The sequence below is a fragment of the Neisseria zalophi genome, from assembly GCF_008807015.1.
GTDB lineage: Bacteria > Pseudomonadota > Gammaproteobacteria > Burkholderiales > Neisseriaceae > Neisseria > Neisseria zalophi.
Genome location: NZ_CP031700.1, coordinates 1927284 through 1941511, shown reverse-complemented (window position 1 = coordinate 1941511; position 14228 = coordinate 1927284). Strand labels below are relative to the sequence as shown.

Sequence of the window (14228 nt, the reverse complement as noted above, 5' to 3'; positions counted from 1 at the left end):
AAAATAATTTAAATATTACACATTTCAATGAGTAGGAAAGATTATGAAACTCTATTTGGTTTCACTGGCTGTCGGCATATTGGCAGGCATACTTTACGGATTATTGAATGTACGTTCACCTGCACCACCGGTAGTAGCATTGATTGGGCTTTTGGGTATGTTGATTGGTGAACAGGCTGTTCCTTTTGCAAAACAATTGTTTTCTAAGCAAGAGACTACTGCTGTAGTTAGTGGAACTATGGTAGAGAGTGGTCAAGAACAAAATAAAGCTCAATCTACCGAAGAGCATTAAATATAAATGGGTTTGGATTTTGCCTATTATTTATAGGTAATAGACTGCTAGGGCTGTGGTGTCTAGATATTGATGTAAGTTATTTAACCATGGCCGCTACCATTGTTAAAGTCGTTCAGACTAGAAAGGAATATTTATGACAGCGCCCGATATTATTTTTCATAATGCTGATATCACAACATTAAACCGCGGTCAGCCTACGGCTACGGCAGTTGCTATTAAAGACGGCCGTTTTACTGCTGTTGGCACCGATCAGGATATTTTGCCTTTAGCCGGAGATGCGACGCGTATTGTAAACCTACAAGGTCGCAGTGTTTTACCTGGTTTGTTTGATAACCATACCCATGTTATTCGGGGTGGTCTTAACTATAATATGGAATTGCGTTGGGATGGCGTGCGCTCTTTGGCGGATGCAATGGCTATGCTCAAAGCGCAAGTGGATATGACACCTGCACCGCAATGGGTTCGTGTCGTCGGCGGTTTTACTGAGCATCAGTTTATTGAGAAACGATTGCCTACATTGGAAGAAATCAATGCGATTGCTCCGGATACACCGGTTTTTATCCTCCATTTGTATGATCGTGCCTTATTGAATGCTGCTGCTTTACGTGTGGTCGGCTACACGAAAGATACCCCCGAACCTCCGGGCGGTGAGATTAAACGGGATAGCAACGGCAACCCGATAGGTTTATTGTTGGCCAAACCAAATGCTTCTATTTTATATGCAACTTTGGCCAAAGGCCCGAAACTACCGTTTGACTATCAGGTGAATTCAACCCGTCATTTCATGCGGGAGTTAAACCGCTTGGGTGTGACGGGTATTATTGATGCGGGTGGTGGTTCTCAAAACTACCCGGATGATTATGAAGTGATTCAAAAATTGGCCGATGAAAATCAATTAACCGTGCGCATTGCTTATAACTTGTTTACACAAAAACCAAAAGAAGAGAAAGAGGATTTTCTAAATTGGACTTCTTCGGTTAAGTATAAACAAGGCGATGATTATTTCAGACATAACGGTGCCGGTGAAATGTTGGTGTATTCTGCTGCCGATTTTGAAGATTTCCGCCAACCGCGTCCTGAAATGCCGCCGCAAATGGAAGGTGAGTTGGAAGAGGTTGTCCGTATTCTGGCGGAAAATAAATGGCCTTGGCGTTTACATGCCACTTATGATGAAACCATTAGCCGCTCATTGGATGTGTTTGAAAAAGTTAACCGTGATATTCCGTTGGAAGGTATTAACTGGTTCTTTGACCATGCGGAAACCATTTCGCAAAAATCGATTGACCGTATTGCCGCTTTAGGTGGCGGCGTTGCGGTTCAGCACCGTATGGCTTATCAAGGTGAATATTTTGCTGAGCGTTATGGTACTGCCGCTGCAGCCAATACGCCGCCCGTGAAACGAATTTTAGAGAGTGGTGTAAAAGTTTCTGCCGGTACGGATGCGACACGTGTAGCTTCCTATAATCCGTGGGTATCCTTGGCATGGTTGATTAGCGGTAAAACCGTGGGCGGGATGAAGCTTTATCCGCAAGCCAATCTGCTTGACCGTGAAACTGCTTTACGTATGTGGACTGAGAATGTAACCTGGTTCTCAAATGAAGAAGGTAGCCGCGGCCGTATTGAGGTCGGACATTTGGCAGATATGATTGTGCCGAATAAAGACTTTTTCAGCGTTCCGGAAGATGAAATTCCTTTCATGACTTCGGATTTAACAGTGGTTGGCGGTCGTATTGTATACGGGGCCGGTATTTTTGCCGACTTTGATACGCCGTTGCCACCTGCTATGCCTGACTGGTCTCCGGTTAATAAATACCGTGGGTATGCTGCTTGGGGCGATCCTAAAGGTGCAGGTAAAAACTCACTTGCGCCGATGCGTCAGCAGGCGATTGCCTCTTGTGGCTGTGCCAGTGCATGCGGATTACACGGCCATGACCATGCTCGTGCTTGGGCTTCTAATGCACCGGTATCTGATTTACAAGGATTTTTTGGTGCTTTAGGCTGTTCTTGCTGGGCCGTGTAAAAGCTTATAGGATAATGTTCAGCGGCCGTCTGAATGTATGTTCAAGCGGCCTTTATAAACCCGATAACTCATTAATACTTTTAATTATTAATAATAAATAATAAGGAATTCAAATCATGAATATTGAAAAATTTGCTGCTCAGGTAAAAGATGTCGGTGGTATTCCGGTTACTCGTTTGCTACCACAAAGAAGTCGCCGTACTGTTGGCGCTTGGTGTTTTCTTGACCATATCGGCCCTGCCGAATTCGGTCCCGATGATGCAGGTATGCAAGTAGGCGCGCACCCACATATCAACCTGCAAACATTTACTTGGATGTTAGATGGTCATCAGTGGCATCAGGACAGTTTGGGTCACCGTCAGATGGTATCGCCAAAACAGGTTAGCCTGATGACTGCCGGAACCGGCGACAATCGGGGCATCAGCCATACCGAACAATCTGTTGAAGGTGAAAAATCAATGCATGCGGTGCAATTTTGGATTGCTTTGCCGCTGAATAAAGAAATTGAGCCGGGCTTCGATCATTATGAGGAATTGCCGCAGTGGAGCAAAGATGGTGTCGATTATATTGTGACAACCGGTACTTTTGACGGTCATACCGCACCTACGAAACAGCATAGCCCGTTGGTTGGGGTGGATATTAATTTTAATGATGCTCAAACCATCGAAGTGCCTGTTCACTCCGGTTGGGAATATGGCATTTTCGTGATTAAAGGGCAGGTTCAAGGTAATGATGAGCAAGTAGCCCCTGAAGAATTATTGGTATTTAGTGAAACCCAAGAGGGTGATGTGATTCGTATTCAGGCTGAAGCTGGTTCGCATATTATTTTAATTGGTGGCGAGCCATTGCCTCATAAAACGATATTCTGGTGGAATTTTATCGGTGACAACCCTGAGTCTTTAAGAAAAGGGGTTGCCGATTGGAATAATAAACATCCGCGCTTTGGCGATATCGACTTAACAGGTACTCCATTAACACGTTTGGTTTCACCCGAAGCACCTGATTCTTTACGATCATAATATTAGACTAATATGAACCGCTAAAATTTTTAGCGGTTCATTATATGAAAACTATATTTGCTTGATGAATAAGTAAATATTATTTTAAATATTTTATATACGCACACTATATTCAAACTTTTCAGACGGCTTGAAATTAATCAATGTATCAATAAGAAATGTATTTTTAGCATTTAACATATTGCAGCTTAAGCTTAATGATATAGGCGTCTTTCAATAAATTATTTTTAATCTCAAACTTATGACTGAAAATACATCTCAAAATAAAAATGTAGGTAGTTTTGCGCCGTTACGGCAAAAGCTGTTTCTTGTCTTGTGGATAGCTACCATTATGGGGAATACCGGTAGTTTTATCCGTGATGTGGCCAGCTCATGGTTAATGACAGACCTTTCTCCCTCACCTGCGGCAGTAGCCATGGTGCAGGCTGCCGCAACTTTACCGATATTTTTGCTCGCTATTCCCGCAGGCGTACTTTCGGATATTTTGGATCGCCGTAAATTTTTAATCGGTATCCAATTATTGTTGGCAGGCGTCAGCGTTAGTTTGATGTTGCTCTCAGCCAGTGGTATGCAGTCAGTCACCTCATTAATTTTATTTACTTTTTTAGGTGGTATCGGTGCAGCATTAATGGGCCCGACATGGCAGGCTATTGTTCCCGAATTGGTGGATAGAAAAGATTTAAAGGGAGCTGTTGCATTAAATTCACTCGGTATTAATATTGCGCGTGCTATCGGCCCTGCGCTTGGTGGTTTGATTTTGGCAGGAGCGGGCGCTGCTTTTGCTTATGGTGCTGATGTATTAAGTTATGTTTTTGTAATCAGTGCTTTGTTATGGTGGAAGCGGCCGAAAGTTGAACGGGATGAGTTGTCGGAGCAGTTTGGCGGTGCATTTAGAGCAGGGTTGCGGTATGTTCGTGCCAGCCGTGAACTTCATATTGTATTGTTTAGAACATTTATATTTTTTGCGATTGTCAGTTCGGGATGGTCGTTATTGCCTTTGATAGCAAAAGAGCTTTTGAATGGTGGTGCAGGTTTCTACGGTATTGTGTTGGGTGCCATTGGTGTTGGTGCCATTATCGGTGCCGTTATTATGCCTCATATTCGTCGTCGTTTGGATTCAGACGGCCTGATGGTTGCATCGGCGGTTATTGTTTCATTGACTATGGTTGTGTTTGCGGTATATCCACCACAATGGGTTGGCATTGTTGCATCATTGGCTTTAGGTGTGGCTTGGATTACAGCCCTAACAACTTTAAACAGCGTAGCACAAAGTATTCTGCCCAATTGGGTGCGGGGGCGATCGCTGGCTGTTTATTTAACCGTTTTTAATGGTGCGATGACTATAGGCAGCTTGGTGTGGGGCAGTGTGGCTTCTTTTATCGGTATTTCGATGACGTTGATTGTCGGTGCCGTATTATTAATTGTAGTGGCATTGATGGCACATCGTGTTAAATTGCCGAAAGGTGAAGATGACCTTTCTCCTTCCAATCATTGGGATATACCTTTGACTGTTACTCCGGTGGCTCATGACCGCGGCCCCGTGCTCGTTCAAATCGAATACCGTATTGATCCTGAAGAGCGGGAAGCATTTTTGGAAACGATTAAAATGCTTTCTGCGGAGCGTCGTCGTGATGGTGCATACCAATGGGGTGTGAGCGAGGATACTTCCGATACTTCCTTAATGTTGGAATGGTTTTTGGTTGAATCTTGGGCGGAGCATATGCGCCAGCATCATCGCGTTTCGAAAAGTGATGCGGATATTCAAGAAGCGGTTAAGCGTTTTCATCGTGGCGATACGCCGCCGAAAGTCCGCCACTTTGTTTCTTGCGGAAAACGCTAATATTTATATTAAAACAGCCGGGCGTTTATATAGCAGTCCGGCTGCTTTTTATAGGAAAAGCATTGATTTTGAAAATTTTAAGCAGGAAAGAAAAATCCCAAGATTTAATTTCTTGGGATTTTTTGATATCTGGCGGAAGCGGTGAGATTCGAACTCACGGAGGGCTATCAACCCTCGACGGTTTTCAAGACCGTTGCATTAAACCGCTCTGCCACGCTTCCATAACATAAAATAACAGCAATCAAGATTGGCGGAAGCGGTGAGATTCGAACTCACGGAGGGCTATCAACCCTCGACGGTTTTCAAGACCGTTGCATTAAACCGCTCTGCCACGCTTCCGTTTCTTGAAAGCGGGGATAGTAACGGAAAAATAGCCGATTGCCAAGCTTTTTAGCAGATTGGCAGATTAATTTTTTGTTTTTACTTGGATTGTTCTTGACGTAAAAATACCCATTCGTTTTCATTGGATGCTGCATCGTTAAAAACATAACCTTCATAATCAAAATCTTTGAGCTGTTCGGCTTCGCTAATATTGTGTTCGGCAGCATAACGCACCATCAGGCCGCGCGCTCTTTTGGCATAAAAGCTGATAATTTTATATTTGCCGTTTTTTTCATCTTTGAAAACAGGGGTAATCAAACGGGCATTGAGTTTATTGGGGCGGACGGCTTTAAAATATTCTTGGGAAGCCAGGTTGATTAATGTGTTGTCCCCTAAATCGGCTAAGGTTTTATTCAGCAGATCGGTGATGCGGTTATCCCAAAATTCATACAGGTTTTTACCGCGGGCATTGGCAAAAGCGGTGCCCATTTCCAAGCGGTAGGGCTGCATCAGATCTAGCGGGCGGAGTAGGCCGTAGAGGCCGGAAAGCAGGCGCACATGGGTTTGTAGATAGTTTACAGCCTGCTGGTTTAATGAGGGCGCATCCAAGCCTTCGTAAACATCGCCGTTAAACATATACACCGCCTGTTTGGCATTTTCCGGTGTGAAAGGCGTATGCCAGACGGCATTGCGTTCGGCATTGAGTAGGGCGATTTTATCGGAAACGTGCATAAGCTCGGCAAGCTGCTGCGGCGATAATAAACGCACTTCTTCCATCAGCTTTTCCGCTTGATCGAGTAAATCGGGCAGAGTGTATTCGGAAACAGGTGCGGGGTCTTTTTCGTTGAGGTTTTTGGCGGGGGATAGAATAAATAACATATCGGTTGATTGGTGGAATGTTGGGAATATGATTACTTTAGTTTGCCGTGCGTGGTTTGGCAAGGCCGAATAGATTGGGATATTTTATTGAAATCATTTTAAAGTGTTGAATAGTGAATATAATCTATGAGGCCGTCTGAAAGTTTTTCAGACGGCTTTGTGTGATTTACGATGTTGACGATTCATCATCAAGCTGTTTCAGCCATGCCAGTTTTTCACCGATTTTGATTTCTAAGCCGCGTGGAACGGGCCGGTAAAAATCGGGTTCGGGCAGACCGTCCGGCATATAGGTTTCGCCGGCGGCATAGGCGTTGGGCTCGTCATGGGCATAGCGATAGGCTTTGCCATAGCCCAATTCTTTCATGAGTTTGGTGGGGGCGTTGCGTAAATGTACGGGCACTTCGTCGCTGGCGTGTTCTTTAACAAATGCACGCATTTCATTGTAGGCACGGTATCCGGCATTGGATTTTGCTGCCGCAGCTAGATAAAGCACGGCTTGGGCGAGTGCCAGCTCGCCTTCGGGTGAACCGAGGCGTTCGTATGTGGTGGCGGCATCGTTGGCGATTTGCATGGCACGGGGGTCGGCCAAGCCGATGTCTTCCCAAGCCATGCGTACGATACGGCGGGAAAGATAATGCGGATCGGCGCCGCCGTCGAGCATGCGGCAGAGCCAGTATAAGGCGGCATTGGGATGGGAGCCGCGAACGGATTTGTGCAGCGCGGAAATCTGGTTGTAAAAACTTTCGCCACCCTTATCGAAACGGCGGATTTGGGTGCCTAGGCTTTCGGCTAAAAATTCGGGGGTAAGTGTTTTTGTGTTTTGGGTGTCGGCCGCACGCAATAATTGTTCAAGCAGGTTCAACAGGCGGCGGGCATCGCCATCGGCGGTATTGATGAGTAGTGTTTGCGCGTCGTCGGTCAGGCTGAAGCCGTTGTATTCGGGTAGGGCGAATACTTTGTTTATCAGCGTTTTTAGGTCTTCGTTGCTTAAGGGTTGTAAAACATAAACTTGGGCACGGCTGAGTAGGGCGGGATTGACTTCAAACGAAGGGTTTTCGGTGGTGGCGCCGATAAAGGTGAGCAGGCCGCTTTCAACATAGGGTAAGAACGCATCTTGTTGCGCTTTGTTGAAACGGTGGACTTCATCGACAAATAAAATCGTGGCGCGCCCCTGTTGTAAGGCGATTTGGGCTTTATCAACTGCTTCACGAATATCTTTCACGCCTGAAAAAACAGCGGAAACGGGCAGGAATTGGGCATTGAAACTTTGGGCAAGAATTCTTGCCAAGGTGGTTTTGCCAACGCCCGGCGGCCCCCACAACAGCATGGAATGGGGTTTGCCGCCGTCAACGGCAACACGCAGCGGCTTGCCTGCGCCGATTAAATGCTGTTGTCCGACCACTTCATCAAGCGTGTGGGGGCGCAGGCGTTCGGCCAGTGGTGCGTCGGGTTCGCGGGTAAACAAATCAGGCATGGCGGTGGCTTTCGTTTCAGACGGCCTATATTATATAGTGAATGAATCGTCGGTATATATCGTATTGCCGAATATGGTGTTTTTTGTTTAGATGATAAGGTTAAAGAAGTTTATTGATGATAATGTGTCAGTTGGGGGTTATGTTGTACAATGATACCCACTTGTTTCAGACGGCCTCTCGGGTAGATAGCAATGTCACGAAGATGCCGAATACACATTTTTTATTGTGTTTATTAAAGGATGAAATAGAATATGAAAAAAATGACAACAGCTGCTTTAACGTTATTATTGGCAGCATGTGCGGCCGATGGCGGCTTGAATACGGGTGCCGGCGGAATGGGGCAGTCGCTGATTAAAGCGGCGGTTGATAACCAATGCCGTACGGAGTTGAATAACCGCAACGAATGGCGTTTGGCCGCTTTGGCTATGTCGGCGGAGCAACAGCGCGATTGGGAAAATAAAATTTGCGGTTGTGCCAGCGAGGAAGTACCTAATCAGGTAACCGCCAACGAATTGTTGCAAGCATTGAACCCGGCCACACGCCCTCAGGCAGTCGCTTCTGTGACAACAAAAACCGTGAATGCTTGCGTGAAGCGTTTATTTAATTGATTTTCTTTCAGACGGCCTGTGTTGATAACAGGCCGTCTGAAAATATTATCCGAACAACTTATTAAGTATTAAGAAGAATAACCATGAAATATATCAGCACACGCGGCGCGACCGCACATAAAACATTTAGCGAAGTTTTGTTGATGGGCTTGGCACCCGACGGTGGTTTGATGCTGCCGGAAAGTTATCCGCAAATCAGCGGGGAAACGTTGGCACAATGGCGCGGCCTGAGTTATCCGGAGTTGGCCTTTGAAATTATGAGCTTGTTTATCAGCGATATTCCGGCCGATGATTTGCGCGATATTATTAATCGCACTTATACAGCAGAAGTATTCGGTAGTGCCGATATCACACCGGTGCGTACACTTTCAGACGGCCTCAAAATCCAAGCCTTGTCCAACGGCCCGACTTTGGCCTTTAAAGATATGGCGATGCAGTTTTTGGGCAATATGTTTGAATATGTGTTGGGTAAAGAAGGTAAACAGTTGAACATTCTCGGTGCCACCAGCGGCGATACCGGTTCGGCGGCTGAATATGCTTTACGCGGCAAAAAAGGTATTCAGGTGTTTATGCTGTCGCCCGAAGGCAAAATGAGTGCGTTTCAGCGTGCGCAGATGTATAGCCTGCAAGATGAAAATATTCACAATATTGCGGTAAAAGGCATGTTTGATGACTGTCAGGATATTGTGAAAGCCGTACAGAGTGATATGTCTTTTAAAGAGCAATATCATATCGGCACTGTGAATTCCATCAACTGGGGGCGCATTGTGGCACAAGTGGTGTATTACTTCGCCGGCTATTTCCGTGCGACGGAACACAATGAACAGAAAATCAGTTTCTGTGTACCCAGCGGTAATTTCGGTAATGTTTGTGCCGGCCATATTGCACGGATGATGGGGCTGCCTATTCACCGCCTGATTGTGGCAACCAATGAAAACGATGTATTAGATGAGTTTTTCAAAACAGGTATATACCGCCCGCGTACGGCCGAGCACACGATGGTTACGTCCAGCCCGTCGATGGATATTTCCAAAGCCTCCAATTTCGAGCGTTTTATTTTTGATGTTACCGATAGAGATACTGATCAGATTAGGGTTCTATGGGCGGAAGTGGCGGCCGGTAACGGTTTCGATTTAAGCTTGTTGTTAGAGAAAATACACGAGCAATATGGCTTTATATCCGGTAAAAGCCTGCATGCAGACCGTTTGCAAATGATTGCCGATGTGTATGCTGCCGATAATGAATTAATCGACCCGCATACTGCGGACAGTGTAAAAGTAGCCCGTGAGGTGCGCCAGCCGGGGGAATTGATTGTTTGTTTGGAAACGGCATTAGCCGCCAAGTTTGAAAATACTATCAAGGAAGCCGTTGGCGAGGTCAATATACCGCGTCCGGCCTCTTTGGAAAGTCTGGAAACATTGCCTCAGCGGGTTAATGTTGTGCCGAATAATGCAGATGTTGTCAAATTGCTTATTCGTGAAACTCTAGAGAAATAAAAGGTATATTAGGCCGTCTGAAAAATATTCAGACGGCCTTTTATGGTTTGTCGTTTTCTGTAAACATTGTGATGAGAAGTATTTTTGTTTACAATCGCACGTTTACGCTCATTTGCGGAATAATATGCAAAACCCATCACAAGATAAAACGAATTGGATGCTTTATAAGCGTTTGCTCGGCTATCTTAAAGATTATTTAAAAATTTTCGCAATTGCCGTTGTGTCCATGTTGATTGTGGCTGCAACGATGCCTGCGTTTGGTTATCTTCTCAAGCCTTTGATTAATGAAGGCTTTGTTGATAAAAACATGCAGAGGATGACCTGGCTGCCGCTGGCGATTGTCGGCCTGTTTTTGGTTCGCGGCATATTTAATTTTGTGAACGAGTATTGTACAACCTATCTTTCCGGGCATTTAGTACACCGCATCCGCAGTGAAATGTTTGAGAAGATGATGCATCTGCCGTCAAATTATTTCAGCAGTCACAGTAGCGGGCGGATTTTATCGCGTATTTTAAATGATGCGGGTTTGATTACTGAAGCCGGCTTTAATGTGATTACGGTAATTGCAAAAGACGGCGTCAGTGTGCTCGGCCTGCTTGGCCTGTTATTTTATTTGGATTGGAAGCTGACATTAATTACGTTTGCAATTCTACCGATATTGGCTGTTAGTATCCGCTTGGTCAGCCGCCGCTTGCGTCATCTTTCTCAAATAAATCAGACTTATTTGGGCAAAATGATGCAGGTGCTCAATGAAACCATCAATGGTGTGCGGGTGGTGAAGGTGTACGGCGGTAAACAGTATGAAACCATACGTTTTCAAAATACTTCTTCCAGTGTGCGCCGAAACAGTGTCAAACAGGCCGCAGCCAGCGCCATCGGCACAGGTTTTACCCAGTTGATGGCTTCGGTTGCACTGGCTCTGATTATCTATATAGCTGCAAAGCAGGCAGCATCTTCAAGTTTTAGTGCCGGTGATTTTATGGCATTTTTATCCAGCATGATTATGTTGTTTGATCCCATCAAACGGATGACCGGCGTTGTGCAGTCGCTTCAACGTGGTATGGCTGCAGCAGAAAGTGTATTTGCGTTTTTGGATGAACCTGAAGAAACCGATAGTGGTTTGCAGGTGTTAACAGAAAAGCCTGCAAATATAGAATTTGATAATGTTGTCTATCAATATGAAGGTGCCGAGCGCTATAGTCTCAACGGTATTAATTTGACTGTGCCGACAGGTAAAGTAGTGGCATTGGTCGGGGCATCCGGTAGCGGTAAAACCACTCTGGCCAATATGTTGCCGCGCTTTTTTGATCCTACCGAGGGGCAAATCCGTATCGGGGGCACCGATATACGGGAGTTTACTGTTGACAGCCTGCGCGAGCAGATGGCTTTGGTGAGTCAGGATGTTGTACTGTTTAACGGCACGGTTGCCAGCAATATTGCTTATGGCAGAATAAATAAGGCCAGCGAAGCCGATATTATCCGAGCGGCAAAAGCGGCCAATGCTTGGTCTTTTATCCAAGATATGCCTGAAGGCTTACAAACAGAAATTGGTGAAAACGGTTTGAAGCTTTCCGGCGGCCAACGTCAGCGCTTGGCGATTGCACGGGCGATTTTAAAAGATGCACCGGTATTGATTTTGGATGAAGCAACCAGTGCTTTGGACAATGAATCCGAACGTTTGGTGCAGGCTGCATTGGAAAATCTGATGCATAACCGCACCACTATTGTGATTGCACACCGCCTTTCTACTATAGAAAAAGCCGATAATATCGTGGTGATGCATGAAGGGCGTATTATCGAGCAGGGTACTCATGCCGAATTACTGGCTAAAGGCGGGCGCTATGCCGATTTGCACAATTTACAATTTGCTTTTGATCAGGAAGATCCCGACCGTGCGGCAACGGCAGCGGCCACCTGATTCATGTTTTCAGACGGCTTTCTGCTTGTTCAGACGGCCTTTCTATTTCCAATTATGTTAGGAACCGATAATGGCAGCATTCAATACTCAGAAAGTTTTATCCGTACACCACTGGACGGACGCTTACTTCACTTTTACTTGCACACGCGATGAGTCGCTACGCTTTGAAAACGGCCAGTTTGTCATGGTTGGTTTGATGGTGGACGGTAAACCGCTGATGCGTGCATACAGCGTCGCCAGTGCCAACTGGGAAGAACATTTGGAGTTTTTTAGTATTAAAGTACAAGACGGCCCTTTGACCAGCCGTTTGCAGCACTTGAAAGTAGGCGATGAAGTGTTGATCAGTAAAAAACCTACCGGTACGTTGATTTGCGGTGATTTGAATCCGGGTAAAAACCTGTATTTGCTGTCTACCGGTACCGGTATCGCCCCTTTCTTAAGTATTACCAAAGATCCAGAAGTTTATGAGCAGTTCGAGAAAGTAATTTTAGTACACGGCGTGCGCTACAAAAACGACTTGGCCTACTACGACCGCTTTACTAAAGAATTACCCGAACACGAATATTTGGGTGAAATCGTTAAAGAAAAATTGATTTATTATCCGGTAGTTTCGCGTGAAGAATTTATTCACCGTGGCCACATTACTGATTTGATGCGCAGTGGTAAATTATTTGAAGATATCGGGCTGCCGATGATGAATCCCGAACATGACCGCGCTATGTTGTGTGGCAGCCCTGTCATGTTGAAAGATACCAGCGAAGTATTGAATGAGTTTGGTTTAACCGTTTCTCCGAAAATGGGGCAGCGTGGTGATTATTTGATTGAACGTGCATTCGTTGATCAATAAGCTGCTGGCCTAGGAAAATCAATATACGGCCGTCTGAAAGTTTTCAGACGGCCGTATTATTTATGGCGGAGTGGAGGATGATTATTTATTTTGTTTAGGTTGTTCTAAAGCATATATTTGTGCAACTGCTTCGACTAACTCGCTGCTTTTAGCACCGGCTTTGTTGAGTGTTCGCGTTGGCGAGTGTAATAGTTTGTTGGTGAGTTGAACCGACAAACGTTCTAATACTTCTTCCGGCGGCGCACCTTTGGCCAGTTGTTTCATGGCATTTTCCAAAACATAACGGCGTGCCCGTTCACCCTCATCACGTAAAGCGCGGATAAGCGGAACACTTTGTCGGCTGCGTTGCCATTCGGCAAATTCGGAAACTTTCTGCTCGACCATGGTTTCAGCTTCAAGAGCTGCTTTTTTACGCGCTTGCTGGCCGCTTTGAACAATATTGGCAATATCATCTACACTATAAAGATAGGCATCGTTCAGCTGGCTAACTTCTGCTTCAATGTCGCGTGGAACAGCCAAATCAAGCATAAATACCGGCATATTTTGGCGTTGTTTGAGTGCACGTTCTACCATGCCTTTCCCCACAATAGGCAGTTGGCTGGCGGTTGAAGAAACGATAACATCATATTCGTAAAGAATATCGGGTAACTCGGATAAAAGATGTGGTTCCGCATTAACACCGAGTTTTTCGCATAATTCTTGCGCACGCGGTAAAGTTCGATTGGCCACGCCGATAAGGCGGGGGTTTTTGGCAGCAAAATAGGTCGCAACCAATTCAATCATTTCGCCGGCACCGATAAATAAAACATTCAAATCAGCAATAGAGGGAAAAATCTGTTCCGCCATTTTAACGGATGCAGCCGCCATAGAAACGGAGTTTTCACCAACGGCCGTGCCGGTACGCACTTCTTTGGCCACGGAAAAGGTTTTTTGAAATAAGGCATTTAACCAAGTATCTATCGTATGCTGCTCTTGCGCAACACGTACAGCATCTTTAATTTGGCCGAGAATTTGCGGTTCGCCCAAGACCATAGAGTCCAAACCACAGGCAACTCGGAAAGCATGGCGTACGGCATCATTGCTGTCGAGTGTATAAAGATAAGGGCGGATTTCTTCGATATTGAGTTTGTGATAATCAGCAAGCCATTTGATAATATTTTCCGCATCACCCACGCCATAAACTTCGGTGCGGTTGCAGGTGGAGAGAATAACTGCTTCTTGAACATTTTGACCGTCAACCAATGCGCTCACGGCATTCGGAAGGCCGTCGGCGGTAAACGCCAGCTTTTCGCGTATGCTGAGGGGAGCGGTTTGATGGTTGAGACCGACTGCGGTAAGTTGCATTTGATGTATAGGAAAACAGATATATAGCTTGCTATTATAGCTTAAATTTCAATTAATAAAAATGTTGGGGCGATAGTGATTATTGATGGATGGTATTTTTTGTGGCATGAAATTTAAATATTAACCATTTGAAATATATTAAAAATATTTTTATTCAAAGCAAAGG

At 45.3% G+C, this 14228-nt stretch carries 11 protein-coding genes and 2 tRNA genes; 8 read left to right on the top strand and 5 right to left on the bottom strand.

The window, feature by feature from the left end:
* Positions 1–43 precede the first annotated feature (43 nt).
* The 4 genes from D0T92_RS08975 to D0T92_RS08960 all read left to right on the top strand — a co-directional run bounded on the left by D0T92_RS08975 (position 44) and on the right by D0T92_RS08960 (position 5174).
* A complete protein-coding gene (locus D0T92_RS08975) occupies positions 44–292 on the top strand; it encodes a DUF1427 family protein (RefSeq protein WP_151052132.1) in 249 nt (82 codons plus the stop codon).
* 136 nt (positions 293–428) lie between these two features.
* Positions 429–2315, top strand: coding sequence for an amidohydrolase (locus tag D0T92_RS08970; RefSeq protein WP_151052130.1), 1887 nt, complete (start codon positions 429–431; stop codon positions 2313–2315).
* A 116-nt stretch (positions 2316–2431) separates the two neighbouring features.
* Entirely contained in the window at positions 2432–3334 is a 903-nt protein-coding gene (locus D0T92_RS08965; RefSeq protein ID WP_151052128.1) for a pirin family protein, read from the top strand.
* Between the two features lie 241 nt (positions 3335–3575).
* Complete coding sequence (locus D0T92_RS08960; RefSeq protein WP_151052126.1) at positions 3576–5174, top strand: MFS transporter; 1599 nt, start codon at positions 3576–3578, stop codon at positions 5172–5174.
* A 130-nt stretch (positions 5175–5304) separates the two neighbouring features.
* On the opposite strand, the gene D0T92_RS08955 is transcribed toward D0T92_RS08960, so the two are convergent.
* From D0T92_RS08955 to D0T92_RS08940, 4 genes are all read right to left on the bottom strand, one after another.
* Positions 5305–5395, bottom strand: a tRNA-Ser gene (locus D0T92_RS08955).
* Positions 5396–5422: 27 nt separating this feature from the next.
* Positions 5423–5513 (bottom strand) — tRNA-Ser (locus tag D0T92_RS08950).
* An 81-nt stretch (positions 5514–5594) separates the two neighbouring features.
* Entirely contained in the window at positions 5595–6374 is a 780-nt protein-coding gene (gene yaaA / locus D0T92_RS08945; RefSeq protein WP_151052124.1) for a peroxide stress protein YaaA, read from the bottom strand.
* A 166-nt stretch (positions 6375–6540) separates the two neighbouring features.
* On the bottom strand, positions 6541–7848 hold the full coding sequence (locus tag D0T92_RS08940; RefSeq protein ID WP_151052122.1) for a replication-associated recombination protein A: 1308 nt from the start codon (positions 7846–7848) through the stop codon (positions 6541–6543).
* Between the two features lie 252 nt (positions 7849–8100).
* Here D0T92_RS08940 and D0T92_RS08935 point away from each other — a divergent pair, with 252 nt between their 5' ends.
* From D0T92_RS08935 to D0T92_RS08920, 4 genes are all read left to right on the top strand, one after another.
* Positions 8101–8457 carry a hypothetical protein gene (locus tag D0T92_RS08935; protein ID WP_151052120.1) on the top strand — a complete coding sequence of 119 codons (357 nt, stop codon included), beginning with the start codon at positions 8101–8103 and terminating at the stop codon, positions 8455–8457.
* Between the two features lie 83 nt (positions 8458–8540).
* Positions 8541–9953: a threonine synthase gene (gene thrC, locus D0T92_RS08930; RefSeq protein WP_151052118.1), complete on the top strand. Its 1413-nt coding sequence runs from the start codon at positions 8541–8543 to the stop codon at positions 9951–9953.
* A gap of 124 nt (positions 9954–10077) precedes the next feature.
* Positions 10078–11871: a lipid A export permease/ATP-binding protein MsbA gene (gene msbA, locus D0T92_RS08925; protein ID WP_151052116.1), complete on the top strand. Its 1794-nt coding sequence runs from the start codon at positions 10078–10080 to the stop codon at positions 11869–11871.
* Between the two features lie 70 nt (positions 11872–11941).
* The gene (locus tag D0T92_RS08920) at positions 11942–12718 is read left to right on the top strand and encodes a ferredoxin--NADP reductase (RefSeq protein ID WP_151052114.1); all 777 of its coding nucleotides are present in this window, start codon (positions 11942–11944) and stop codon (positions 12716–12718) included.
* Positions 12719–12799: 81 nt separating this feature from the next.
* On the opposite strand, the gene hemA is transcribed toward D0T92_RS08920, so the two are convergent.
* The gene (gene hemA, locus D0T92_RS08915) at positions 12800–14062 is read right to left on the bottom strand and encodes a glutamyl-tRNA reductase (protein ID WP_151052112.1); all 1263 of its coding nucleotides are present in this window, start codon (positions 14060–14062) and stop codon (positions 12800–12802) included.
* Positions 14063–14228: the final 166 nt, after the last annotated feature.